Source organism: Acetobacter conturbans, assembly GCF_011516755.1.
Taxonomy (GTDB): Bacteria; Pseudomonadota; Alphaproteobacteria; order Acetobacterales; family Acetobacteraceae; genus Acetobacter; species Acetobacter conturbans.
Genome location: NZ_WOSY01000002.1, coordinates 134,975 through 160,181, shown reverse-complemented (window position 1 = coordinate 160,181; position 25,207 = coordinate 134,975). Strand labels below are relative to the sequence as shown.

The following is a 25,207-nucleotide window of genomic DNA, read 5'->3' as shown; positions in this document are numbered from 1 at the left end:
AAAATCAATGAATCTGGTCAGTGAGGGAATCTTTTGCGTGGCACGGCGAGCGTGCCGCCCGAAAAGCTGCAGCTCCCCATAGGGCCAGAAAGCCGCAAACAATACCGCTGCCAATCAGCGGGAAATAGTCGCCCGCAGCGTCGACAGCATTTCTGAGGCAGTCGGGCAAGCGGCCATGATCCGAGGCCGTCTGTGCCAGTTCAATGAGTGCCACGGTCCCGGCTGCCGTGGCTGACAGGGCCGTTACGGCAAAGGTATAGCGTGCCCGCCGCCGGGTTGAACCCGCGCTCCAGCTCCATGCTCTCACCATGAGAACAGTGTCGAGGCTGTCCATCAGCGCCATGCCTGCTGTAAACAGAAGCGGCAGGAGCATGATTTGCATCGGTGTCAGCCCATGTCCGATCTCTGAAGTGGTGAGACTCAGGAGGCCGATTTCCGTGGCGGTGTCGAATCCCATCCCGAAAAGAAAGCCGAGTGCGAACATCTGGTGATCAGCGCGAATCAGTGCTGTCACCGAAGAAAACAATCGGCTCAGAAGGCCGGTGGGGCCGGAAATGATTTCCTTTCCCGCTTTCATCTGCCGCCATTGGGTGCAGGCTGTCAGCGTATTTGCCGTGGCCATGACAAGAAGAAATGCGATGGAAACACTCGCCCCGATCGCTCCTCCTACTGCATGCCACTGTTCGAGCCATGAATGAAAAGGCAGGAGAATGAGCGCAAGAGTGGCGAGGATCACCACGCTTGAATGTCCCAGTGAAAAGAACAGACCGACAAGAATGGGTCGCTGTTCGCGCGCCATGAGCCGGCGTGTGACAACATCGATCGCGGCAATATGGTCGGCGTCCAGAGCATGCCGCAGCCCAAAGGTCCATGCCAGAAGAGCTGATCCCATGAGGCCGGGGACGGATGCGCCGGAAAAGATCGTGGCGAGCCAGATCGTGCCATTGGCGGAAACCAGAAAGAGCATCAGGACAAGTGATGAAAGGAATCCTGCCCGTATTCCGGCATGGTTTAGGCTCTTCACTTTCCGAGACGCTCCTTGGATGGAAAAGGTCAGCGTAATGCGTTTGAGAAGCGTAACGAATAAGCCAGAACCACACCATAGGACAGGATCGCGAGGGCGCTAAAGGTCTCCTGAAAGCCGAAAAGCGGTTTGAGCAGCACAAAGAGCTGAGGAGTGAACGCTCCCCCCGAAAATGCCATGACCAGCAGGGCGGAGGCCGTCGGGACATGGGAGCCCGCATTGCGAATGGCCATCGGGAACAGGCCGGGCATGATCATCGCGTTGGCCAGACCGAGGAGGGCCACGCAGAGAATGGACACATGACCCTGGGTGCAAAATGCCGCGACGGAGAGGGTAACGCCGAATAAGCAGGACAGGGCCATGCAGCGTTCCTGCGAAATAAAGCGCGGAACGATAAGCAGGCCTCCGGCATAGCCGATCATCATCGCGGCAAGGGTCAGGGCGGTGAAAAAGCGCGTCTGGTCGAGCGGAAGCCCGAATCCCTGTCCATAAGTGCCTATGGCGTCTCCCGCGAGAACTTCGATGCCGACATAGATGAATGTTGTGACGATGCCGCCTCGCAGGCGTGGCGTAAAACGAAAAGACGACGATTTCGCAAGAGCCGGTTCCGTAGGAGTGAGATCCGGCAGGCCGGACATCATCACGGCCCCTGAAGCAAGGATGAGAAGGGCTGCCATGATGAGGTAGGGCCAGTATATGGCGTGGGCGAAGTTCGAAAGAATAGCCTCGCGCTCTGGACCTGCCGCCGCATGGCGCGCCTCCTCGGCCACTGTGCCGATATTATTCATGGCCCAGGCAGCAAGCACGACAGGCGCGGCGATGCCTGCGCATTTGTTGCATAATCCCATGATGGCAATGCGCTGGGCAGCCCTGTCATGAGGTCCTAGCAAACTGACATAAGGATTGACCGTTACCTGCAGGAGAGACAGTCCGGCGCCGATGATCAGCAGGCCGGTCAGGGCGCCCGAATAGGAACGATCTGCGATAAACTGGCCGAACAGTGCGGTTCCGCCGCCCATGGTGGCGAGCGCTAGTGAGAAACCGAGTTTGAGGCCGGTTCTCTGTGCAATTTTTGCAGCGGGAAGTGCAAAAATGAGATAAGAAAGATAGAAGACCAGAGGAACAAGAAACGCGCCGACATCTGAAAGCGAGAAGGCGACGCGTACGAAAGAAATCAGTGGTCCGTTCAGCCATGTGACGAAGCCGATAAGAAAGAAAAGACCGGCGGTGGTCAGGACAGGTGCCCAGCCGAATGAGCCGGCAGGGCAGGGAAATCTCAATCGTGGGAAAATGACTGATTTATACACGATGTTGAAAGATCCTGAACCTTCTATGGGTTTTTTGAATAGCTTTGAATAAAGTGAAGATCTTTTGTTAGTTGATTTTTAACATTGTGCTAAGCCCGACGTAATGTTGAGGTAATGGTATCAAGCATGGGTCAACAGAGACACCCATGAAAGAGCGATCAGGAAATTAGAATGCGTTTTCTTGTAACAGGCGGCGCGGGCTACGTCGGCAGTCATATGGTTCTGGCCCTTCTGGATGCCGGTCACGAAGTGACCGTGTTCGACAGTCTGCGCACGGGCCACCGCGCCGCAGTTCCGGAAGGCGCGCGGTTCATTCATGGTGATCTGGCGGACATTCCCCTACTCGACAACGTCCTTGCTGACGGGCCGTGGGACTGCGTGTTTCACTTCGCGGCTCTCTCTCTCGTCGGTGAGAGCATGCAGCATCCGATGATGTACATGCTCGCCAATGGCGCGCTCGGGTTTGGGCTGATCGACGCCTGCATCCGCAACGGGGTTGGGAAGTTTGTGTTTTCTTCCACGGCGGCGCTTTTCGGTTCAGCCGGAAATGAGCTGATCGACGAAGAAACGCCGGTTCATCCGGGTTCGGCTTATGGCGAGAGCAAATACGTCGTGGAGCGGGCGCTCTACTGGGCTGATCGTATTCACGGCTTCCGCAGCGCCTGTCTCCGCTATTTCAATGCGGCCGGCTGTGACCCGCAAGGCCGTGCCGGGGAAGATCACAAGCCGGAAACGCATCTCATGCCGCTGGTCATTGATGCGGCGCTGGGACGGCGTGGTGAGTTGACGCTGTTTGGTCAGGATTATCCGACACCAGATGGAAGTTGCGTCCGCGACTACATCCACGTCAGCGATCTTGCGCAGGCCCATCTCGCCGTATTGCCGCTTCTGGAAGAGCGTAGCGTGACCTACAATGTTGGAACCGGAAGGGGTAACTCCAATATGGAGATTATCCGGGCCGTCGAAAAGGTCAGTGGACTGCCTGTTCCGTGGAAGCTCGGGGACCGTCGCGCGGGTGATCCGGCGATGCTCGTCGCCAGTCCCTCCCTCATCATGCGGGAAACAGGCTGGAAGCCGCATTTCACCGAAATCGATCAGACTGTTGAAACAGCTCTGGCATGGCGCAAGGCTCATCCCAACGGATATGCGGACTGAGTTGTGGAGGCGCCGGAAAAGAACGAACTCGTGGCGGCTGCACTCGCCGTCCGGCAACGTGCTTACGCGCCCTATTCCAGTTTCATGGTGGGAGCCGCTTTACGATGTGAAGACGGCTCGCTTCATGTGGGTTGTAACGTTGAAAATGCCGCTTATCCGGAAGGGATATGCGCCGAAGCAGGGGCCATTGCTGCAATGGTGTCTGCCGGGGGAACTTGCATTGTCGAAGCTGTGGTGTGCGGTGGCGGCTCGGCCCCTTGCACGCCTTGCGGCGGGTGTCGCCAGAAGCTGAGGGAGTTCGGTGCTCCGACGATGCGCATTCACATCGTGAATGCCGAGGGGGCCATTCTCCTGACCCGCACTTTAAGTGAATTGTTGCCGGACAGCTTTGGGCCGAGCAACCTTGGGCACGGTGGATAACCTGGCTGCTTTTGCCAGAGCGCAGGCAGCCAGGTCACCAACGGAGCAATATCGGAGGATAAAATCCCCTGCATGGAATGTGCGCTGTTTCAATAAGCGCAGACTGACAGCGGGTATTTAAAAATGAGTAAATTAACGCGACTTAGATTCTGCCTCAAAGTTTTCCGTAATCATTCCATTTTTCCCTGCATGGCACTGGGCCTGCTTTTCGCTGGACTGCCTGCATCCTCCGTTCAGGCGGCGATACCGCTCCGGCCCGGTATTGGCCCAACGGACATGAGGCAGACAGTCGATATGACTGCGCTTCCGTGGAGCGCCATCGGACGTGTGCAAACGGAACTGGGCAGTCGTTGCACAGGCTTCCTGATTGCTCCCAATGTCGTGGAAACTGCGGCTCATTGCCTGTTTCTTCCAAAGACCGGCCATTACATCCGGCCGCAGGACATTCATTTTCTGCGTGCGTATAGCAAGGGGCAATATGCCGCTCATGCGCGCGCTACACGGATCATCGTATCGCCGAATTATGACGAGCGACGAGAAAACGCCACTGCGGCCTTTGATCGCGCCACCCTGTTTCTGGAGGTGCCCGTTGCCACTCCAGATCAGATTCTGCCCGTGGCCAGCGGTCTCCCTTCCGTCGGTACGGATGTGGTCCTCGGGGGGTACGAGCAGGACTTCAGTGAGATCATCAGGTCCGATATGGGTTGCCGCGTCATTGGAATCGGCTGGGACGGAGAGGGGAAGCCTCTGATCCGTCATGACTGTTCCGCCACGCGAGGCAGCAGTGGCGCGCCGTTGCTTGGTCGTCAGCCGGATGGCAGATGGATTGTGTGGGGTGTGCAGGCGCTGGCCAATTATGGACAAGGCGGAGAGGTTGTTCCTTTGACGGATACATACCGCTCTCCCTGAACGCACTCTATCGTGAAATATAGGAATCGTATTTTAGTTATTATTTTAATTGTTAAACGTGGTTTGACGGGCAAGCATCAGGGATCGGGGAACAGGACTGCTTCCCGCGCTCAATCTCCTCTTTCAGGGAGTGTATGTCATGGATCGCCTAGCCAATCCGGCACCGCTTGGTCTTGCGGGGTTTGGAATGACCACCATTCTGCTCAACGTCTGTAATGCGGGTTTTCTACCCCTCAATTCGTCAGTGCTCGCCATGGGCCTTGCGTTTGGAGGCTTCGCCCAGTTCTGCGCAGGCATGCTCGAATATCCCCGCGGGAACACCTTCGGTTTCACTGCATTTTCCTCGTTTGGCGCGTTCTGGATCAGTCTCGCCGTTCTGATCTTTCTGCCGAAATTCGGTCTGGCTGCTCCGGCAACACCCGGCGCGATGGTTGTTTTCCTCGGTCTGTGGGGTGTGTTCACGGCTTTCATGTTTGTAGGCACCCTCAAGGCCAATCGCGTGCTGCAGTTCGTGTTCGCGTCTCTGGTCGTACTCTTCGCCCTTCTCGCTCTGGGAGAGGCGAGTGGAAACGCAGCCATTACGCATTTCGCCGGTTTTGAAGGGCTCGCCTGTGGTGCCTCAGCTCTTTATCTGGCGATGGCGGAAGTGCTTGAGGAGCAGTTCGGTCATCCCGTCCTGCCGATCGGTGCCCACCATCATCCGGCACCGCCGTCTTCCGTAAGACTGGCAGTCTAAGGACCTCTTTACGTCAGAAAAAACCCCGCAGCCGAAAAGGCTCGCGGGGTTTTTTCTTATGCGTGGGCCGTCAGAGAAAACGGCCTGGCGCACCGCGCTGGAGCACTTCGATACGGTATCCATCAGGGTCCGAGACAAAGAAGAATTTTCCGAGCAGCCGGCCCTCATGAGACAGTTCCTTCACCGGCTGGGGCTTCAGACCTTCCCGCTCGAAGCGTTCATGTTCGGCCACGACATCGGTGACAGACACGGCGAGATGTCCGTAGCCGTCGCCCGGATCGTAGGGATGGTCCCGGTCGTGATTGATGGTCAGTTCAAGCTCAAAACTCTGCTCGCTGTTCGACAGATAAATCAGCGTGAAGCTGTCAAAGACGATCCGCTCCGCCACACTCAGCCTGAAGGCTTTTTCATAGAAAGCCAGCGATGTTTGTTCATCGCGAACGCGGATCATCGAATGAATCATTTTGGCCACGAGGAAGGGTCTCCCTGATTGCACAATGGCTTTGGACGAAAGAAGGACAGCCTTGGCGGCCCGTCAGAGGGGGGGGATATCGAACGCCTGCAACTCAAGGAAGTCGCGGAACGGGCCGTCCTGACGTTCGAGATCGGACGGCGAGCCATCCTCGATGATGCGCCCCGTCTGCATGACGACAATCCTGTCGAAATCGCGGAGTGTCGAAAGGCGATGAGCCACGGCGATGACGGTGCGTCCCTGCATCAGGCGGTGGAGAGCCTCCTGAATGTGATGCTCGCTTTCGCTGTCCAGCGCACTGGTCGCTTCGTCAAGAATAAGGATGGGGGCGTTTCGCAGGAAGGCACGGGCAATTGCCAGCCGCTGCCGTTGTCCGCCGGAGAGCTTCACGCCGCGATCTCCGACTTCCGTGTCGAAACCCTGCGGCAGGGCAATGATGAAATCCGTGCAGCCTGCCGCATCTGCCGCTGCCCGGACATCCTCATCCGGTGCATCCGGCTTGCCGTAGCGAATATTGTCGGCAACGGAGCGCCGCAGCAGGGAAACGTCCTGCGGTACCACGGACATGCACCCTCGGAGCGCTTCTTCCGACAGTTCACGGATATCGACGCCGTCGATCCTGACTGCACCGCCCTGAACGTATCGCTGGCGCTGCAACAGGGCCAGCACCGTGCTTTTGCCTGATCCGGAACGCCCGACCAGCCCCACGCGCGCGCCAGCCGCTACATGCAGATTGAAATGGTCGAGCACGTTGGGGCCGCCGGGATAATGGAAAACCACGTCCTGAAAGGCGATTTCACCCCGCGGTGTGTGCGGGAAAGCGTGCGAGTCCTCACGGTCGCTCATCTCATGCGGTATGAGGATGGTTGAGAGCGTTTCCCCAAGACGGGCGGTATGCTGAACTGTTTCGACAAGGGCGACGGCCAGATCGCGTGTTCCGTGCAGGATCATGAAGCCAAGACTGACGACCATCACGACATCGCCGATCGTCGCGCTGCCCATTTGCCAGAGATACACGATCCAGACGAGGAGGCCCGTAGTCAGGACGGCTGTCAGGATGGCGTGGACAAGGCGCAGGATTTCCATGTTGCGCAGGGAAACGCCCCGGATGGCCATTTCCCTGTCCAGCGTGCCCGCAAGTCGTGTGCGTTCGTAGCCGAGCATGCCGAAGGTGCGGACAAGGGACAGATTGCCGACGACATCCTGCACTTCTCCATCCACATTGGCGGCTGAGCCAGCATAGGACGTGTGCAGGCTTTTTCCCCCACGTGCCATCCGGAACATCAGCCCGGCGAGACAAAGGGCCAGTGCGGTAACGACGCTCCCCATGAGAGGGCTCACGCTGATCATCAGGCCAATGGAGAGCAGAACGTTGAGGCAGGGTGGCAGAATGTTCCAGGCCAGCAGGCTTTCGAGTGTGAAGGACGCGTTTCCGGCTGTTGAAATGCGGGCGGCGAGTGCGGCAGGCATCCGGTCGGCGAAGTAGCCCATGGAGTGGCCGGTGAGGTAGCGGAACAGATCCCGCCTCACATCGCCCGTGACGGCCACGAAGGTTCTGGCCGCATACCATCCCGCGACGCGCCAGGAGAGATTATCCACGCCAATGACGGCAGCCAGCCATATGACGGCATCCCACACGGGCCGGACGGATGTGCCTTTGGTATGCTGGGTCATGGTGTCGACCAGATGCCGTATGGCGGAAGAGGAGAACACCGCGCACGCCACGGCGAGAGCCACGAATCCGAACACCATCAGGTGGGGAAAGGCTCTGTTACAGGCATATCGAAGAAGGAACCGGACGGGATGGCCCGCATAATGCGGAAGATCGGGGTCCGGAACCGTGATTTCGCTCTCGCGTATCAAGCAGCGCTGTCCATGCGTAAGCGTCCTGTCACAACTTTTGGCTGAGTGTATGCGTTTGTGGCATGTGAGGAAAGCTGGGGGAACCGACACAGCAAAGCAGGAATTGCGTTGCGTCTCCAGTCCAGCCTCGCCAGATCATTCAGGTGGCCACCTGATGCGCTGAATAAAAACAACAAGGCCGCGGAGTTGACCGGTCATGCGTATCGCCCAGATTGCGCCGCTTCATGAAGCCGTGCCGCCCAAGCTCTATGGTGGCACGGAGCGGGTCGTGGCTTTTCTCACAGACGAACTCGTCAGGATGGGACACGATGTCACGCTTTTCGCGAGTGGCGACAGCGTGACGGCGGCCACCCTCGAAGCCGTCTGGCCCCGGGCGCTCAGGCTCGATCCCGCGATCCGCGATCCGATCGCCCCGCACATGCTGCTCATGGAGCGTGTGGCGCGGCTGGCGGACCAGTTCGACATTCTCCATTTCCATATGGACTACTGGCCTTTTACCTATTTCAGCCGTCAGCCCACGCCTTTTGTGACGACGATGCACGGGCGTCTGGACCTTATGGAGTTGCAACCCGTTTTCGATGCCTTTCCGCAGGTGCCGATCGTCTCCATTTCAGACAACCAGCGTCGCCCGCTCCCGCAGGCCAATTATGCCGGAACGGTTCTCCACGGCCTTCCGGAGGATCTTCTGACTCCGCAGCGCGGACCGCGCGATTATCTCGCCTTTCTGGGGCGCATTTGTCCCGAAAAGGGGGTGGACAAGGCCATTCGCATCGCCCGCGCCGTTGGGATGCCCCTGAAAATCGCGGCCAAGGTGGACAAGGTGGATGTGGAGTATTTCGAACGTGACATCGTGCCGATGCTGGGCAACGGGGTAGAGCTGATCGGAGAGATCGGCGATGCGCAAAAGTCCACTTTCCTCTCAGGAGCCCGCGCCCTGTTGATGCCCATCGACTGGCCGGAGCCTTTCGGACTGGTGATGATCGAGGCGATGGCGTGTGGGACGCCGGTGATCGCATTCCGCCATGGATCGGTGCCTGAAGTGATGGAGGATGGCGTGACGGGAGCCATCGTCACCAGTGAACAGGAGGCTATCGCGGCCTATCCGGCGGTGGCGGCACTGGACACGGGAAACATCCGCCGGGAGTTCGAAAAGCGCTTTACCGCACGGCGGATGGCTGAGGATTATGTGGGGATCTATCAGCGCCTCATTGACCACTCAGCCGGTTGAGCCGGGACCTCCCGTATGGGAATTTTCCTTGCGGGAGCCAGTCATGTTTTCAACCGAGCTTGACCGATTCCGACACGCCGTCGCAAGGTCGCGCCGTCCGGCACGGCTCCCAACAGAACCGTGTCCACTGACCCAACCATCGGCAGGTCTGTCCTAAATGAAAACCCGTCATATCTGGCATCCGCCCAACTGGTTCTATCTGGGCCACCATCGGAACGACGATACGCCTTCAAAACCGAACTGGGTGGATCGTTTTAACGACCGACTCGCGGTGAGAATGACGGTGCTCTTCGGCAGCATCTGGTGTGTGTATGTCTTCCTTCTGTTCTCGATGATTCCAGTCATTAAGCCGGAATGGCAGGGGCCGCTGCTTTATGTCAGCAACGCGATTCAGCTTGTTGCGCTCCCCGCGCTGATGGTGGGTAACGCCATTCTGGCCCGTGGCAGCGATCAGCGTGCTGGCGAGGATCATACCGCACTTGTCGAAATCCTGAGTGACGTGCGGGAAGAAGTGGCTCGTCTGCGGACCATGACGGCTGGCATCGCCCAGCAGGAAACGGAAAACAGCGAGCGCCCGACGGACGTGGTCTCCATCGCGGATGAAGCCGTTATCTCCGTGAATGAACCGGGGCCATCTGCCGCGCCCGGCAAGCCATCGGGAAACTGAAAACGCAGTCAGTCACCCAGAAGATGCAGAATAACCTGTCGCTGATGGGGTGCGCGCCGGTGCTCGAAGAGGTAGATACCCTGCCAGGTTCCGAGAACGGGCTCGCCATCCATGACCGGTATGGTGAGGCCTGAATGGGTGAGCATGGTCCGCAAGTGAGCGGGCATGTCATCGGAGCCTTCGGTTGAATGCAGATAGCGCCCGCTCTGCTCGGGAACGAGGGTTTCGAAAAAGGTGGCTATGTCTTCCCGAACGGTCGGGTCCGCATTTTCCTGCACAGTCAGGGAACAGGATGTGTGCGGGCACCACAGGGTGAGAAGGCCGGTCTCCACGCCGGTCTGGCTGACCCAGTCGAGAACGGGACGAGTGACCGGAAGCAGCCCTTTCCCATGCGTTCTCACGGTTAGTCGATGGGTGTGCTGTTCCATGATTCGCCTCCCTGATCTGGCGGTGAGATGAGCGGTCATCGTTGCGCTCGTCCAGCCTTTCGCCTGCAACGCGGGGTTGTGGTCTGGGTTTTCGCCGGAATGGTTTCACTGGTGTCGCAGGAGGCCCGTGCCGCCGACTGGAGCGATTTCCTGACCGATCCGGGCGGATGGAATGCGCTGAAACAACAATGGCAGAAGACGGGTGTCGATGTCAGCATCGAGGACGTCGAGGAGCTTTGGTCGATCCCCACGGGAGGCGCACGGCCTTCGGAACATTATGTCGGACTGACGCAAGTCGATGTGACACTCGACCTCGCGCGTCTGGCCGGGGAAAACGGACGTGAGGGAGAGTGGGGCAAGTTCGAGATCAGTGCGATGGATCTGCGAGGCAAACCGTTCAGCAACTATCCGCTCTATGCTTTCAACCAGACATCATCCAGTGAAGCCGACCCCAATCTCCGGCTGTATGAACTGGCTTATGGCTGGAGCAGCGCAGATGCAAAATTCGCGACCCGCGTCGGCAAGCTCGACCTCAGTCAGGATTTCATGGTCAGCACGACAGCCCTGACATTCCTGAATGCATCGTTCGGGTGGCCCATGCTGCCCAGCAACAACCTTTACGGTCAGGGCCCGGCTTCTCCTGTCGCGACACCGGCGGTCTGGCTGCGTTATCAGTTTCCCGAGGGGTGGCAGGGGCAGATCGCACTGGCGGATGACAATGCCACCGGAGCGCGCTCCTTCCTCAATGCGACAGATCCATGGAACCAGAACCAGGATCCCAGTGGAACCCGGTTCAACTTCGGAACCGGCGCGTTCCTGATCGGCGAAGTGGCGCATAATGTGAATCACGGTGGACGAACCGGCACCTACAAGGCCGGTTTCTACATTGATACCGGTCGTTTCCCGCTTCAGGCCGATTCCGACGTCAGCCGCCGCGGAAACTGGGAAGTGTATATGATTATGGATCATACGCTTCTGAAGGACCGGGGCGCGGGAGAACTGCGCGGTTTCGTGCGCTGGGAATATACCGGGCTTGCCGACCGCAACCAGATTTCATCGTCGCTTGACGCAGGTATGGTGCTGGTGGGGCCGTTTCATCGGTCCAATGATAATGTCGGGCTGGGCTTTGGTTACGCCGCGCCCAGTCATGATCTGATGCTGCAAAAACCGGATGGAAGTTTCCGTCATCATGGCAACGAGTACCATCTCGAACTAACCTATGCCGCACAGGTTTTGCCGTGGATGACACTTCAGCCGGATGTGCAGGGACTGATCAATCCCAGTGGTGGCGCTTACGATTCAGGAAGGCGCGTGAAGAGCGCCCTGATCTTCGGGCTGCATCTGGGACTGTCTTTCTGACATCACCCTGTTTCTCAGGCGGTGTGCTTTGTTTTCGGTTCCGAGCGGTCGGCATCAGGGGCCGGGACGCTGCCGGGAGCGACCGTGTGTAGGAAGCGTTCCGCCAGTGCCCCATAGAGGGGTTGCGAGCAGATCGTGCGCGAGACACCGAACGCGAGGAAAGAACTGGAGAGAAGCGCCAGTGTGACCTGCTGGTTGTCGCACATTTCCATGACGATGACCGTGGCGGTCAGTGGAGCCTGCACGACGGCGGAGAAATAGGCCACGGTGCCGAGCAGGACGACCGCCCCCGGCGTCGTGTGCGGCAGGAACTGGGCAACCCAGCCCCCCATGCCCGCACCCACTGAGAGAGAGGGGGCGAACAGACCGCCGGGAATGCCGGAGCAGTAGGAAATGATGGTCGCGAGAAGCTTCAGGACGAAATAGGACGCCGGATAATGCTCTTCGCCCTGAATGATCGACCGGGCCTGCGTGTAGCCGGTGCCGTAGGTCATGCCTCCGGAAGCAAGCCCGATCAGTGCGAGCGCCAGGCCACATACGGCGGCGAAAGCGACTGGGTGTTCGGAGATGAACTGTCCTGCACGACCGGGAAGCCCTTTGGAGGCCCGGATCAGAATGGCTGAGAAAGAGCCGCCGGTCACACCACCCAGCAGCCCGCAGGCGATCACGGCCAGCCAACTGACGCCAACGGGCACAATCGAATCCGTATGGCCGAAATAGGTGTAGTTGCCGACAAGGGCGATGGCCGTCACACCAGCCAGCACGACGCCCGCGAGCATGACGCCACTTGTTCTCTGCTCAAACGAGTGGGCCAGTTCCTCAATCCCGAAGACGATACCGGCCAGCGGTGTATTGAAAGCGGCGGCAACACCAGCCGCACCCCCCGTCAGCACCAGCGCGCGGCGGGAAACTGTATCTCCCATGTCGAGAAAGCGTCCCACGGCGTTCATGATGGCCGCGCCGATCTGGACTGTTGGCCCTTCGCGTCCGATCGAAGCCCCTGCGAGGAGGCCGAGGCAGGTGAGCATAACCTTGGCGGCAGCCACTCTCAGGGATAGCACGCGATCCACGATCTTGTGGTCTGACAGATGCATGCAGGCAATGGCCTGCGGAATGCCGGATCCCTGTGCGCCCCGGAAAAACGTGCGGGTGAGCCAGATCGAAAGCGCCAGCCCTCCCGGTGTGACAATCAGCATGAGCCAGGGGCTGACCGCGATAATGCTGTTGCGCAGATGCGCTGCCTTGTCGGCCAGAGCGGCAAAGGAGACAGCCGCGAGTCCGACAGCAATCGATCCGCCCCAGTAGATCAGCTTCCGGCGCCACTCCGCTGTTGTGATGCGGGCTGTGTTACGGAAATGTCGAATGCGGCCGGTAGTGGAAGCCATTGTTGCTTACATCAATTCATTCTGTGGCGCGGCGGAAACCCACTCTCTCAGGACGGCAGGACACGCTGTCTGTCAGGCTTACGCTTCGCTTTCACGTATTCCAAGACCTGAAACGGCGTTGGGTTGCATTGTCGCCGGATGGAACCTGTCACGTCAGCTGGCGGTGGTTGCGTGAGCGAGGACGATTCCCATGTTCTTGGCCTTGTGTTCCGGCTCCACGTGAATGTTGATGACGCAGCGTCCTAGAGCCTGCCTCAGACCGGCTTCGATCCGGTCGCAGATGTCGTGCACTACCCCTACGGTCATGGTGCCGGGTACCACCAGATGAAACTCGATGAATGTTATGGCGCCCACTTCGCGAATGCGAATGTCATGAGCCTCCAGAGCACCAATCGCCTTTTCCGCGATGATATCGTGAAGTTTGGTCAGGGTGGCCGAGTCCGGCGCTTCATCCATGAGTCCGGAGACGGACTGACGCAGCATGTCCCAGCCCACGCGCAGCACATTGACGGCAATGAGCGCCGCAATCGCGGGGTCAAGCCAGTGCCAGCCAGTGAAGGGAAGGAGAGCCAGCCCTGCAATCAGCCCGCATCCCGTCCATACGTCGGACAGGACATGCTGCCCCCCGGCCACAAGCGCGGGGGAGCGGATGCGTCGTCCGATCCGTAGCAGCGTGAGTCCCCAGCCGAGATTGACCACCGTGGCCGCACCATTAAGCGTGATGCCGATCCACGGAGCATGGATGGCCTGCGGGTGCATAAACCCGTCATAGGATTCTCGAGCGATCAGCAGCGCCGTCACCAGCACCATCGCGCTTTCGATGATGGCGGAGAGATATTCGGCCTTGTAATGCCCGTAGGTATGGTTGTCGTCAGCCGGACGTTCGGCGAGATGAATCGCCCAGAGGCCGCCGATTGCCGCTGCCACGTTGATGACGGTCTCCAGCGCGTCGGACTTGAGCGCTACGCTGCCAGAATATGCCCATGCGGCATATTTCAGACCCAGAGCGAGAAGACTGACGCCCAGGCTGATCCATGCGATGACATTCTTGCGGCGAGCCGGTGATTGCGTGTCAGACACTGCCAAACTCTTGCTGTGCGCAGCCGACGTCACAGCGGACGGTTTCGATCTGGATTGTGGGGTGGATAATGCCGAACCGCATTTTCAGCGTCTCCCCGATGGCTTCCAGCAGGCTGTCATTGTCAGTGCTTTCTGTCCGCACCAGATGCGCGGTGAGGGCGGTTTCCGTCGTGCTCATCGCCCAGACATGCAGGTCATGCAGACCCGTGACGTCGGGGAGCGCGAGCAGATAGGCTTCGATCGCCTGCATGTCGACACCCTTCGGAACGGCATCGAGCGCCATGTCGAGTGAATCGCGCAGCAGAGACCAGGTGGCCAGCACGATAAGAGCGGAAATGGCGAGGCTGATTGCCGGATCGAGCCATTGCAGCCCCGTCAGCAGCACCAGTCCTCCGGTGATGACGACAGCCAGTGAAGCCACGGCGTCGGTCGCCATATGCAGGAAGGCGGCCCTGATATTGAGGTCATGCTGCTGCCCCTTCATCAGGAGAAGGGCAGTGCCACCGTTCACCAGAATGCCCAGCGCTGCCACGATCATCACGGTCAGGGCCGAGACGGCCTCGGTTGGATAAATCAGCCGCAGGATGGCTTCCCACGCGATACCGCCGGTGACCACCAGAAGGATGACGGCATTGGACAGCGCGGCAAGAATTGAGGAGCGGCGCAGTCCGTAGGTATAGCGAGTCGAGGGGGCGCGTTTGGCGAGGGTATGCGCCAGCCATGCGGCGCCCAGCGCCAGAATGTCCGACAGATTGTGACCCGCATCCGCCAGTAGGGCGAGGGAATGGGCGAGGACACCCCAGATCGCTTCGATAATCAGATAGGCGCTGTTCAGCAGCATGCTGATCGCGAAGATTCCGCCGAACGTGTCCGGAGCGTGGTGGTGATGACCGAAAAGCCCGTGATCGTGGTCATCATGCTCGTGGTCATGATGGTCATGCTCATCGTGATCGTGGGTTTCCGGTCCGTGATGATGATCCTCGTGAGAGCACTGAGGACCGTGGTCATGGGAGTGTCCGGTGTCCGGTAGCGTGTTCAAGAGCAGACATCCTGCGCACGGGCAACGAGGTTTGCAGCGCAGGAAGATTCCGTTTTGCTGGACATTACAGCCCGCACGATTCTCAGGGATTCGGAGAGCACCTCGTCAGCGGACAGGGTGTCAGTCTCGATTTTCGTGGCATCATCCGCCATGCGCAGGGGAGCCGAGGCGCGCGTGCTGTCGGCATGATCGCGTTCGATCAGCGCCTGTTCCACAGCGCGTATCCGCTCTTCCCGGTCCGGGGCGCTTTCCGACCCGCCATTCTGCGTGTAGCGGCGCTGGGCGCGCGTATACGGCGTCGCGGTGATGAACAGCTTCACGTCCGCATCCGGAAAAATGACCGTGCCAATGTCGCGGCCGTCCAGCACGGCGCCCTGTTCGCGGGCGAAAAGCCGCTGCATGTCGACGAGTGCCTGCCGGACCGCCTTGTCACGGGCCACAAGGGAGGCGGCTGCATCGACGTCGGGCGTGCGCAGATCCTGTCGCTTCAGGTCGTCGGGCGACAGAGTGCGCGCGATGCTCTCGCCTGAGGTCGAGGCCGGATCGAGACCGGCATCGATCATGAGGCGGCCGACGGCGCGGTACAGGAGGCCGGTATCGAGATGCGGAAGACCCAGCGCCGCGGCGAGCCGTTTCGCCAGCGTGCCTTTACCGGCAGCGGCCGGACCATCCACGGCGATGACAGGTGCCGGTTTCGTCATAGTAGGTCCTTATGTGTGCGATGGCTGGTGTCGCAGGGCGATACGCATGGGAAAAACGGGCGTCAACCTTGTTGGTATCCTATCCGTTCCGGCGCACCCTCTATACCGGTGCAGGCACCACGTTTCCACGCCGTATGTCCGCGATGCCGCCACCGGGGTGTAATCCGTTCACGTCAGTGGCCATATTTTCAGGCTCACACAAACAGGGAGAGAACGACTGACCATGACCCGTCTGCTTGTCATCCTCGGTCTTGCTCTTGTCGCGGCAGGACTACTCTGGCCCTGGCTGGGGCGTCTGCCGATCGGACGGCTACCGGGAGATATCCTGATCCGGCGGGAAGGCTTCACCTTCTACGCTCCGATCACCACAGGTATTCTGCTGAGCATCCTGATTTCAGTGATCCTCTGGACCGTCCGGCGCTGAAAGGCCGCTCTGGCGACCATGCGGACCGACTGATAGAAGAGAATCCACTTCATGAAACGGATTACAGGACCCTGGGGAGAGAGCATGGCGGTCGCGGCTGCACATAAAGAGACAGCGACCGGAGGTTCCGAGATCCGTCAGCGGCGCTTCGGGTGGCGGGCACTGAGCATTTGTGGTGTGCTGGGGGCCTGTCAGGCCGCGCCGGTGGTCAATCTCGACCCAACACCGCATACCCTGATCTACAGTTATCTGATGGCGCACGGCATGGCGCGTGGCGCGGTGATGTCAGGCGGCATGAACATGCAGCAACTGCTCGATCTGATCAGGATCGACCGGGAGGCGCTCAGGGCTGTGTCGCGAGAAACAGCGGCTCCCGGTAGCGATAATCTTCGTGCGGCCAATCAGGCGGTTGAACGCCTGATCGATGCCACGAAACCCCTTGATGGAGGGCCTGCCACACCAGCAGGCTCTGTGAAGACGTCCGGCTCGCGCTGAAAACGCCGGGAAGTCCTCAGACTTCCTTTTTCACAGCGGGGCGTGTGTCCCTACGGAGCCGCTTCTCGCCCAGAAGCAGGAGCAACGGTGCCGCGATGAAGATCGAGGACGAGGTGCCAACCACGATTCCGAACAGCATCACCCACGCAAAACCGGAGAGACTCGCGCCTCCAAAGATGGCCAGCGGGAGAGCAGCGAGGAAAACGGTGCTGGACGTGCCGAGTGTACGGCTGAGAGTCTCGTTGATGGAAAGATCCAGCAACTCCCGCAGCGGCATGGTGCGATAACGGCGCAGGTTTTCGCGGACGCGGTCATAGACCACGACCTTGTCGTTGGTGGAATATCCAAGGACCGTCAGGAGGGCTGCGACCATCACGAGATCGAACTCGAAATGCGTCACAACCAGAAAGCCTACGGCCTTGGTCAGATCGAGCACCAGCGTGATCACCGCTGAGAGGGCGAACTCCCACTCGAACCGGAACCAGATGTAGGCGAGGATCATCAGAAGGCTGATGCCCAGCGCCAGCAGTCCGTTGCGTAACAGCTCTGCCGAAACCGATGCTCCAACAGCGTCCGCCCGAATGATCGTGGCACCGGGCTGGGCTTCCGTTATGGCGTGACGGACATTGTCCACCACGGTGTTGGTGTTGATGCCTTCATTCGCGCCGATACGAATGAGAACATCATCCGGGCCACCAAAGGCCTGCACACCCTCGGTCTTGATGTCGTGAGCAGTAAGAGCCGCGCGTATCTTGCCGAAATCAGCCGGACCGTTCGTTTTCGCCTCGACGATGATGCCACCCCGGAAATCCAGCCCGAGCGTCAGGCCCGGATGGAAGAACAGGATGAGCGAAGCCAGAGAGAGGACGGCGGAAGTGGCGAGTCCGACGAATCGGCCACGCATGAAGTTGATGTGCGTATCCTTGCGGACAAAGCGCAGAAGGGGGCGACCAAGCATATCGTGCGCCTCTCAGACCGGAAGGGTGGATGGGCGGGCGACGGCGTACCAGCGCACCATCAGCATCCGCGAGAGCAGAAGGGTCGAGAACAGGGTCGTGGCGATGCCGATCGTGATCGTCAGGGCAAAGCCACGCACGGGACCTGTCCCGAAAACGAACAGCATGACGTGCGCGAGAAAAGCCGTCGCGTTACTGTCCAGCACCGTGGCCGTCGCCCGCTCGAAACCGGCCTGCATGGCGGCCAGCGGGGTCCGCCCACGTTTCAGCTCTTCACGGATGCGCTCGATAATCAGGATGTTCGCGTCCACCGCCATACCGAGGGTCAGCAGCATACCGGCCATGCCGGGCAGCGTCAGGGTCGCGCCGAACAGGGAGAGAACGGCCAGCATCAGCATGAGGTTGGCGAACAGCGCGATGTTCGCGTACCAGCCGAAGCGACCATAAAACAACGCCATGAAGACAATGACGAGCAGGAGGCCGACCCCAAGGCTGATAGCGCCCGCTCGAATCGAGTCAGCGCCGAGAGATGGGCCTATGGAGCGCTCCTCGACGACAGCGAGCGGCACAGGAAGGGCGCCAGCCCGGAGCAGCAGAGCGAGGTCGGTGGCCTGATGGGCGTCGAAATTGCCGGTGATGATCCCGCTGCCTCCGGTGATGGCGCTGCGGATGACCGGTGCTTCGATGACCTTGTTATCCAGTACGATAGCGAAGCGGCGGCCTACATTGGCCTGCGTGACCTCACCGAAGGCGCGTGTTCCGACGGAATCGAGCGAGAAGCTGACGGCCCACCCGCCTGTCTGGTCATCGGTGGTCGCACCGGCATTGGTCAGGGCCGCGCCATCGACATCGACATGATTACGGACGGCGAGCGTCGAATCCGGATGATCGGCTTGCGGTAGAAGTGTGTCGCCAGGTGGCGCGATCACTGTTCCCGCAGGGAGTTCATCGACCAGCCTGAACGTCATTTTCGCGGTGGTGCCGAGCAGCGCCTTGATGCGCTCCGGATCGCTGATACCCGGCAGTTCGACGACGATGCGATCTTCGCCCTGACGGGTGATCTGGGGATCGACGGCACCGGTCGCATCAATGCGGCGGCGAACGATTTCAATGGCCTGCGAAACAGCGTCATGAGCCCGGACCCGCACGGCGGCGGCTGAAAGGGTCAGAACAATCGCCCCGTCATCCCGGGACGTGACCGCAAACTCGTTGGGGACGGCCTGCGGCAGATTGGCGAGGCTTTTCAGGTCGCGATCTTTTTCGGAAGGATCGCGAGGGAGGAAGCTGATCTCGCCTTTATCCGCATCTACCTGAACATTCTTGTACCCCAGACCATCGTTGATGAGCGACTGCTTCATCCCGTCAGAGAGGCTCTGAAGGCGGTCATGCGTCAGGGACGACAGGTCCACCTGCATCAGAAGGTAGGAGCCGCCACGCAGATCGAGACCCAGATGAATCTGAGGCCAGGGCATGGAAATATTGGGTTTGCGCACAAAATTGGGGAGACAGAACAGCGCCCCGAGAAGGCAGACAGCTGCCACGGAGAGCAGTTTGATCCGGCTGTAATACATCATCGTGTAGGCGACCGTTCTCCCTCGGCGCCGAACGGGGCGACCGTACAGGATACGGTCTCACGGCCCTTTACGTCCGGTGCCTCTTTGATAAGCGGGCGGAAGATGCAGTTCATCAGCGGCGATTGCAACCGTAGGGACGGCATGGAATGGCAGGAGATGGCGTGGAAATCCGGTAGTCTAAGAACCTTATGAGGAGAAAATCGCACTTCTTTGTGTGTATTTTTGTTGGAATTCAGATGGTTGAGGTTGTTTGTTAAAAATTTGCTTCACAGGAATCGGATTGGAGAAAGTCTCTCACCGCCGATATAGGCGACGCACCATCAGACAGCCGCATTTTATAATGTGTGAATGTGCCAAAAAAATATCATAACACATTCATATTACACTATTTTGAAGTGGTCGAAACACGAGGCAGGCCCAGACTTCTTTCCAGCGCGTTCCGGACACGCTCCTCGGAATGCCGGATACGGATGTATTCACGTCCCGCATCGGCGAGAGATTCCGACAGGTCTTTATTCTCGTAAAGCTCGCAGGTCAGTCGGGCGATATCTTCCGCACTGCTGGCCACGGCAGGCAGCAGCGCAGGCGGAAGAGACATGCCTTCCACCGCGATGGGTGTGGCCACGCAAGGAATGCCGCTGGCCCAGCTTTCAAGCACTTTACCCTTGATTCCGGCTCCGAAGCGCAGGGGAGCGATCGTCAGCCGGACGGATCGCAGGAAACCATCGAGGTCGGCGACGTGGCCGAGCACGCGAACACCATCAATCTCGTCCATTCGGACCACGGCATCCGGCATTGCGCTCCCTACAAGAAGCAGTTCGATCCCCGGAGAATGCGCTCGTACGCGCGGCCAGATTTCACCAACCAGCCATTTGGCTGCGTCGAGATTGGGTGCGTGACCGTAATGGGCGATGAAGGCGACACCATGCCGCAGATCAAAGGAGAGCGGTGGCTCCTTGAGGCGCAGATGCCACGGGACAACGTAAATGCTGGCTGTAGGCACGGCCGCGCCAAGAAGATTGGCTTCGACCGATGAGTGAGTAATGACGGCGTGAGAAGCCCATGCCGCCATGTGTTCCCTGACTTTCTCCTGTCCCGCCGCCATACGCAGTTCCGGTCGGTTTTCCGCGATGGATTCTCGCTGGAGGCGCAGCCACGCAAGATCCGCCGCACTGGAAATCAGTCGGGCGCCCGGCATGTAGAGGCGCGCGAGGTCGAGATACCGCGTGGCATTGGACAGGCGATGGAAATAAATCCCGTCGAAGGAATTGGATTGGGAACGGAGAAGAGTTTCGACAGTCGGATAAGCCGGGGGATGCCAACAGGTAATTCCCTGATCTTCCAACTGTCGTATGGCGGCCGAAGAGGGCGGCATGACGGACGCAATGAAGCTCACCTCATAATGGAGGTCACAGGCTGCGACCATATGGGAGAGCAGGGCGTTGGAGCCCGCATCACGCGACGGGTCGGGAGCGCGGTCATCAACAAAAAGAAGGCGTGGCGGAGTGGCGGCGTCGGCATCGGTTCGGCCCAGACGCTGGGCAGCCCGGTGCTGGAGCGTCGCTGTTTGACGCGAATCCTCTCGTCCCTGCTGGAAGCGCAGCTGATCGGCCTGCTCGGCCAGAAATGCGAGCGCCTGATCGCGTTGCCTGGCCGAGGCAATGCCACCCAGAGTCTGCCGGACGTGCTGACGAAATATTTCGTTGAAACGTCTCGTTGCCGGGAAGTGGATTGGCGATCCCGGAAGATTTGCCCCGGTTTCCGGGCAAAGAATGACGACGGTGTGATCGCTCTCCGCCGAAAGCGGCGGGTTGAGGAGGATGTCGAACCCATAGCGTCCATCACCAAGCCCGCTATCCCGAAGATCGGAGCGGAACTGATTGGCGAGGGTGCGGTGGCGCAGTGCTCCATCCACCATCACGGCCACGCTCAGCCGTGTGGTCGGGGCCGCTTCGTTTCTGAGCCAGCCAGCGATACGGTCCCGTCCGATGATGTCGATGGATGCCCGTATTGTCACATGTGCGGCTGCAGCAAGTTGTTCGGTCAGAGGCAGACGCTGCCGGTCGGGCAGCGTGATGACATCGAAAGCCGTCAGGTCGGCATCGCCGACCCCTTTGGTGTCAGGGACAATAACGGAAAAGGCGTGATGTCCATCAGCCTCACCGGGAATGACGAGATCCTGCCGGAAGTTGTCAGCCGTGGCTCGGGCGACTTCCTGACCGTGGCACAGCACGGCGATGGCGAAGCGGGTAGCCGGTGCTGTGCTGCTGCGAACCCAGCCTGCGATCGTCCAGCCCTCGCCGGGCATACAGGTCATGACATCGACAAACCCTGAAAGAGACGCCTCAGGTGCCTGTCGATGCAAAACAGAAGGGTCTGCGGAAACACTCATGGTAGGCAGCGTCGCGCAAAACCCTGAACGATTTACAAACGCGGCACTTCAGGCCGCGTTACTGGCCTCTTCTGTCGTGGCCGGATTGACCAGCCGTTGTCCGGTCGCAGCGTCTTCCACGCAAATGAGCGAGGCCTTCACGGGTATTCCCAACGGAAAAACGAAGGCAAATCGACCGGAGAAGCGGCCTCCTTCAGTCAGGTCAGCACGAAAGCGGTCTGCCATTACGCGCCCGATTTCCTGATTCTGATGGAAGACGATGAGTTCTCGCGGTTCGTCGGCCCATCCATCGCAGCGGGCCCACCCCTCGATCGCAGTCTCCGTCACGAGATCGACAAAACCGCCGACTCGATTTTGTTCCATGATGCCAGGAGCCAGAATCGCAAGACGGTGGCGGATGGCTTCAAGTTGCACGCCATCCTCGACGCGGGGCAGGCAGAAACGGGCAGGGGACCATGCGGCATCTGGATAGAGCGCGTCATATTCGCCCGCGTTGTGGAACATGGCACGGCTGTCGTCGTCGATGAATGTTTCGGACGGCGCGCCTTCGGCCAGCAGCAGGTCATGCGTCTCAAGTTCGACGTGAATATAATCCACGCGACAGGCTTTTCTGAGCTGAACGATGCTGGAGCCGTTCACCAGCAGGCTGATCGGGATGAGAACACCGTCAAGCGCCATGGCGTGGAGCGGAGAGACTTTCAGTCTCCGCCGTGGCAGGCCGTTTCCGAGTGCCCCCGCATGAATGAGAACGGGTAGGATATCAGGGTTCCCTGCGGCGAAACGTCCATCATAGCTGCGGCGACCGATCCAGAGAATCGGACGGGATTCGCCTGAGGCTGTCATGACCATGTCGCCGATATTCAGCTCCTCGACAGGCCGTTCCCCATTCGGCGTTGCGATACGCGTGCCGGGGCAATAGCAGGGAACGCCGTAGGTGATTTTCGTGCCGCCGTCTGGTGCCTTCTGGAAATAGAAGGGGGAGCCGAACGTGCCATCAAGGCGGATCGCGACACTCTCATTGCCTTCCGTGACCGTTAGGATCCCGTCAGCACCGATATAACCGCTGTCGATTTCTCCGGAACTGCCACTGAATGTCAGGTTGGTGATGACGATTTCATTGACCGTGTCGATTGTCTGGGTGCCCAGCGTACTGCCGCCGCCGCCCATGCCGAGGGTGATTGTCGAGCCGATCGCATCGAAGCCTGAGATCGTCATCGATTCGATTTGAGCAATGTTCGCACTGACGATGGAAGCGGTCGTATGGGCACCTGCGAACCCGTAAATCTGCGCTCCGGATTCGACATTCGGTAGGAATGTGAGGGTGCCATCATAGAGCGCCCCATTTTCAAGAATGAGCGTGCCCCCATCAAGGGAGACGTTCGAGGCGCTGCCACCTGCCTGCACGTCGATGACCGCATCGGCGTTTGCCGTCGTGCGAATCGATGCGCCGCCTGAAGCGACAATCTGGCGCGCATAGCCGTCCGCCCACATCGGGGTCGTATGGTAAAACCAGCCGAGATGCTCTCCAGTCAGCGTCGTGCCCACGACTGTTCCGCCATCATCGACATACTGATAGCTGTCGGAGAGGGCGACGCCATTGGCCAGATAGGTGTTGCCCGCAGACGCGACGGTAACGACCGTGTTGCTCGCGATGCCACCGCTGCCGACAATCTGCACACCATCAATCATGGTGTCCTGATCGATCGCCGTGGCGTCGTACCGGCCTGTCACCGCCGTATCGATGGCCGTGCCACCGAGGACCGACTGCTCGCCGCCGTTCACCTTTGTCGCGGACGTTACGCCGCCTGAAAGGACGAGTTCCGAACCGTAAACAATGCTCTGGATAGCGCTTCCACCCGCATTGACCTGCTCGACACCGGATATCTGGTCCTGAACGCCGATCCCATCGACAAAGAGCTGTCCACCCGTGTTCACCGTCGTATTGATGGTTGTGGAACCTGCGGCGATTTCGGCTCCGTTTCCTGACGCCACCACGGTGGACGTGCTGCCGGGATCAAGGATCGTGCCGCTATAGGCTGAGGCGCTGTTCCCCAGCGAGAGGGTGGCGGCGGTTCCATCCGCATTTTCGGTCAACTGCAATCCGGCTCCGCTGTAATCCTGTCCGCTTCCCAGAAAAATCGTCTCGATCACCGTACCTGACGATTCGATAAGAAGGTCCGAACCGTTTGTGAGATCCAGCGTCATGCTTGATGTGACGCCCGAGAGGACGATCGAATCATCGACCCCAAAGCCAGCGACTGAGAGGGAGGAGGGCAGGGATCCGAGAACCAGTGATTCGTGGGCTGATGTGGAAAAGGCAAAATTCACATGACCAGCTTCCTTGCCGTCCTCGACGATCATCGTTCCGCCTGAGAGAGAAGCAGTGCCGGAGAAATTCTCCAGAGCACCTGAAGCAAAACGCACCGTCATGCCTGAACCGGTCTGGAGGATGGCGCCTGAGCCCGAGATCTGCCCCAGAATCGAACTCTGCCCATCGAAGAGAAGCGTGCCTTCGTTGATGACGGAACCACCGGCTTCGACCAGGCTGTCGCTGGCCATTGCACCAGAGTCGATGATCTGGTTGCCATCCGAGCCGACAGCGACGGAGCGTGCAGTTGCTCCGCTCAGCAATGTCTCGGTGCCTCCCGCATCGACGGTTCCGTCCGCCACCAGCGCTCCGTCCCAGACAGTTTGCGAACCGCCACTCATGAGCAGAAAGGCGCTTTCCTGAGCATCCGTCCCTGATGTCGCTGGCTGTATTACCTCCAGAGCCGAAGCGCCGCTCACCACCGTCCCGACGGCAGTTCCTTCGGTGAGAACCAGCGTGCCGCCTGAGCCGACGGAGAAGCCGACGGCGGATGTGTCTGCCCCCAGCGTGAGCATTCCGCTCGAAAGGCTGGAAACGGGCAGGGGTGCGCTGGTGATGGTGGCGGTGCCTCCCGCGAAAAGAAGGGTGGTGACCTCCGCTCCTGTGAGAGAGACGCTGCCGCCCGAGCCCACTACAATGGTATCGGCAACAGCGCCGCTATCGAGATCGACCGCACCACCGGACATCACCAGAGCAGTATTCAGGGTGCCGCCGGACAGGACCTCCAGCGTTCCTCCGACAAGGGTAGCATTCTGCTCGGTGCCGCCACTGGAGACGATCTCCCGGGCAACGCCGACGGTGGTTCCCTGTAATCGCGTTCCATTGGCGATTCCGTTCACCACAAGCGTTCCACCTCCGACGACCGTTGTGGCGGAGACAACAGACCCATTGGCGATGGATGCTGTTTCTCCACTGATGACGAACGCCCCTGATCCGGAAATGGTGGTGGAAGTGGTCATGGGAATGCCTTTGTGTTCCGGTTCTGGTGTCCACAGGGTCCTGCGGCGTTGAGATCAAGAATCGTTCCGGACCGCATGCGATGGATTCCGGGGAGTGTCGCACCGATCTTTTTTTAACGGCTGTTAAAAGGTCGGAAACAGCCGTTAAAACGGCGTTTAAATGGGTGTGCGGAGCGTGCGATTTTCTAAAACAGGCAACGTCAGAGCTCGTTCGGGTGCATCTCCTGTGTGTCATGTGATTACAGAACCGTCATGCTTGCTTGACA

Annotated in this window: 22 protein-coding genes; 9 read left to right on the top strand and 13 right to left on the bottom strand. The window is 59.5% G+C overall.

The window, feature by feature from the left end:
- Positions 1-4: 4 nt before the first annotated feature.
- Positions 5-1,024: a HoxN/HupN/NixA family nickel/cobalt transporter gene (locus tag GOB81_RS02810; RefSeq protein WP_173568851.1), complete on the bottom strand. Its 1,020-nt coding sequence runs from the start codon at positions 1,022-1,024 to the stop codon at positions 5-7.
- Positions 1,025-1,053: 29 nt separating this feature from the next.
- Positions 1,054-2,331: a glucose/galactose MFS transporter gene (gene gluP, locus GOB81_RS02805; RefSeq protein ID WP_338421299.1), complete on the bottom strand. Its 1,278-nt coding sequence runs from the start codon at positions 2,329-2,331 to the stop codon at positions 1,054-1,056.
- 171 nt (positions 2,332-2,502) lie between these two features.
- On the opposite strand from gluP, the gene galE reads away from it, so the two are divergent.
- The 4 genes from galE to GOB81_RS02785 all read left to right on the top strand — a co-directional run bounded on the left by galE (position 2,503) and on the right by GOB81_RS02785 (position 5,551).
- The gene (gene galE, locus GOB81_RS02800) at positions 2,503-3,486 is read left to right on the top strand and encodes a UDP-glucose 4-epimerase GalE (RefSeq protein ID WP_173568850.1); all 984 of its coding nucleotides are present in this window, start codon (positions 2,503-2,505) and stop codon (positions 3,484-3,486) included.
- A 3-nt stretch (positions 3,487-3,489) separates the two neighbouring features.
- Positions 3,490-3,906: a cytidine deaminase gene (locus GOB81_RS02795; protein ID WP_173568849.1), complete on the top strand. Its 417-nt coding sequence runs from the start codon at positions 3,490-3,492 to the stop codon at positions 3,904-3,906.
- A 294-nt stretch (positions 3,907-4,200) separates the two neighbouring features.
- Positions 4,201-4,815, top strand: coding sequence for a trypsin-like serine peptidase (locus GOB81_RS02790; RefSeq protein ID WP_242010007.1), 615 nt, complete (start codon positions 4,201-4,203; stop codon positions 4,813-4,815).
- 139 nt (positions 4,816-4,954) lie between these two features.
- Entirely contained in the window at positions 4,955-5,551 is a 597-nt protein-coding gene (locus GOB81_RS02785; protein WP_173568847.1) for an acetate uptake transporter, read from the top strand.
- Between the two features lie 70 nt (positions 5,552-5,621).
- On the opposite strand, the gene GOB81_RS02780 is transcribed toward GOB81_RS02785, so the two are convergent.
- A complete protein-coding gene (locus GOB81_RS02780; protein ID WP_173568846.1) occupies positions 5,622-6,023 on the bottom strand; it encodes a VOC family protein in 402 nt (133 codons plus the stop codon).
- 63 nt (positions 6,024-6,086) lie between these two features.
- Positions 6,087-7,886, bottom strand: coding sequence for an ABC transporter ATP-binding protein (locus GOB81_RS02775; RefSeq protein WP_173568845.1), 1,800 nt, complete (start codon positions 7,884-7,886; stop codon positions 6,087-6,089).
- A 196-nt stretch (positions 7,887-8,082) separates the two neighbouring features.
- Between GOB81_RS02775 and GOB81_RS02770 the strand changes: the two genes are divergently transcribed.
- Together GOB81_RS02770 and GOB81_RS02765 are read left to right on the top strand one after the other, a co-directional pair.
- Positions 8,083-9,114, top strand: a complete 1,032-nt coding sequence (locus GOB81_RS02770; RefSeq protein WP_173568844.1) for a glycosyltransferase family 4 protein — start codon at positions 8,083-8,085, stop codon at positions 9,112-9,114.
- A 277-nt stretch (positions 9,115-9,391) separates the two neighbouring features.
- Positions 9,392-9,781, top strand: a complete 390-nt coding sequence (locus GOB81_RS02765) for a hypothetical protein (RefSeq protein WP_242010026.1) — start codon at positions 9,392-9,394, stop codon at positions 9,779-9,781.
- An 8-nt stretch (positions 9,782-9,789) separates the two neighbouring features.
- On the opposite strand, the gene GOB81_RS02760 is transcribed toward GOB81_RS02765, so the two are convergent.
- Positions 9,790-10,209 (bottom strand): secondary thiamine-phosphate synthase enzyme YjbQ, encoded by a 420-nt coding sequence (locus tag GOB81_RS02760; RefSeq protein ID WP_173568843.1) that lies wholly within the window; start codon positions 10,207-10,209, stop codon positions 9,790-9,792.
- 27 nt (positions 10,210-10,236) lie between these two features.
- On the opposite strand from GOB81_RS02760, the gene GOB81_RS02755 reads away from it, so the two are divergent.
- Positions 10,237-11,568 (top strand): carbohydrate porin, encoded by a 1,332-nt coding sequence (locus GOB81_RS02755; RefSeq protein ID WP_173568842.1) that lies wholly within the window; start codon positions 10,237-10,239, stop codon positions 11,566-11,568.
- Between the two features lie 14 nt (positions 11,569-11,582).
- On the opposite strand, the gene GOB81_RS02750 is transcribed toward GOB81_RS02755, so the two are convergent.
- The 4 genes from GOB81_RS02750 to cmk all read right to left on the bottom strand — a co-directional run bounded on the left by GOB81_RS02750 (position 11,583) and on the right by cmk (position 15,773).
- On the bottom strand, positions 11,583-12,953 hold the full coding sequence (locus tag GOB81_RS02750) for a chloride channel protein (protein ID WP_173568841.1): 1,371 nt from the start codon (positions 12,951-12,953) through the stop codon (positions 11,583-11,585).
- 153 nt (positions 12,954-13,106) lie between these two features.
- Positions 13,107-14,033, bottom strand: a complete 927-nt coding sequence (locus GOB81_RS02745; RefSeq protein WP_408736890.1) for a cation diffusion facilitator family transporter — start codon at positions 14,031-14,033, stop codon at positions 13,107-13,109.
- On the bottom strand, positions 14,026-15,078 hold the full coding sequence (locus GOB81_RS02740; protein WP_408736895.1) for a cation diffusion facilitator family transporter: 1,053 nt from the start codon (positions 15,076-15,078) through the stop codon (positions 14,026-14,028). The genes GOB81_RS02745 and GOB81_RS02740 overlap by 8 nt, the downstream gene beginning before the upstream one ends.
- A complete protein-coding gene (gene cmk, locus GOB81_RS02735; RefSeq protein ID WP_173568839.1) occupies positions 15,069-15,773 on the bottom strand; it encodes a (d)CMP kinase in 705 nt (234 codons plus the stop codon). The genes GOB81_RS02740 and cmk overlap by 10 nt, the downstream gene beginning before the upstream one ends.
- Before the next feature lie 223 nt (positions 15,774-15,996).
- Here cmk and GOB81_RS02730 point away from each other — a divergent pair, with 223 nt between their 5' ends.
- Both GOB81_RS02730 and GOB81_RS02725 read left to right on the top strand, forming a co-directional pair.
- Positions 15,997-16,197, top strand: coding sequence for a DUF2905 domain-containing protein (locus GOB81_RS02730; protein WP_173568838.1), 201 nt, complete (start codon positions 15,997-15,999; stop codon positions 16,195-16,197).
- Positions 16,198-16,248: 51 nt separating this feature from the next.
- Positions 16,249-16,692: a hypothetical protein gene (locus GOB81_RS02725; protein ID WP_242010005.1), complete on the top strand. Its 444-nt coding sequence runs from the start codon at positions 16,249-16,251 to the stop codon at positions 16,690-16,692.
- A 16-nt stretch (positions 16,693-16,708) separates the two neighbouring features.
- Here the strand turns inward: GOB81_RS02725 and secF are convergent, their stop codons facing one another.
- The 4 genes from secF to GOB81_RS02705 form a co-directional block, all read right to left on the bottom strand.
- Complete coding sequence (gene secF / locus GOB81_RS02720) at positions 16,709-17,650, bottom strand: protein translocase subunit SecF (RefSeq protein WP_173568837.1); 942 nt, start codon at positions 17,648-17,650, stop codon at positions 16,709-16,711.
- A 12-nt stretch (positions 17,651-17,662) separates the two neighbouring features.
- Entirely contained in the window at positions 17,663-19,219 is a 1,557-nt protein-coding gene (secD, locus tag GOB81_RS02715; RefSeq protein ID WP_456304167.1) for a protein translocase subunit SecD, read from the bottom strand.
- Between the two features lie 388 nt (positions 19,220-19,607).
- Positions 19,608-21,539, bottom strand: a complete 1,932-nt coding sequence (locus tag GOB81_RS02710; RefSeq protein ID WP_173568835.1) for a glycosyltransferase — start codon at positions 21,537-21,539, stop codon at positions 19,608-19,610.
- A gap of 123 nt (positions 21,540-21,662) precedes the next feature.
- The gene (locus GOB81_RS02705; protein WP_173568834.1) at positions 21,663-24,941 is read right to left on the bottom strand and encodes a Hint domain-containing protein; all 3,279 of its coding nucleotides are present in this window, start codon (positions 24,939-24,941) and stop codon (positions 21,663-21,665) included.
- Between the last annotated feature and the right edge of the window lie 266 nt (positions 24,942-25,207).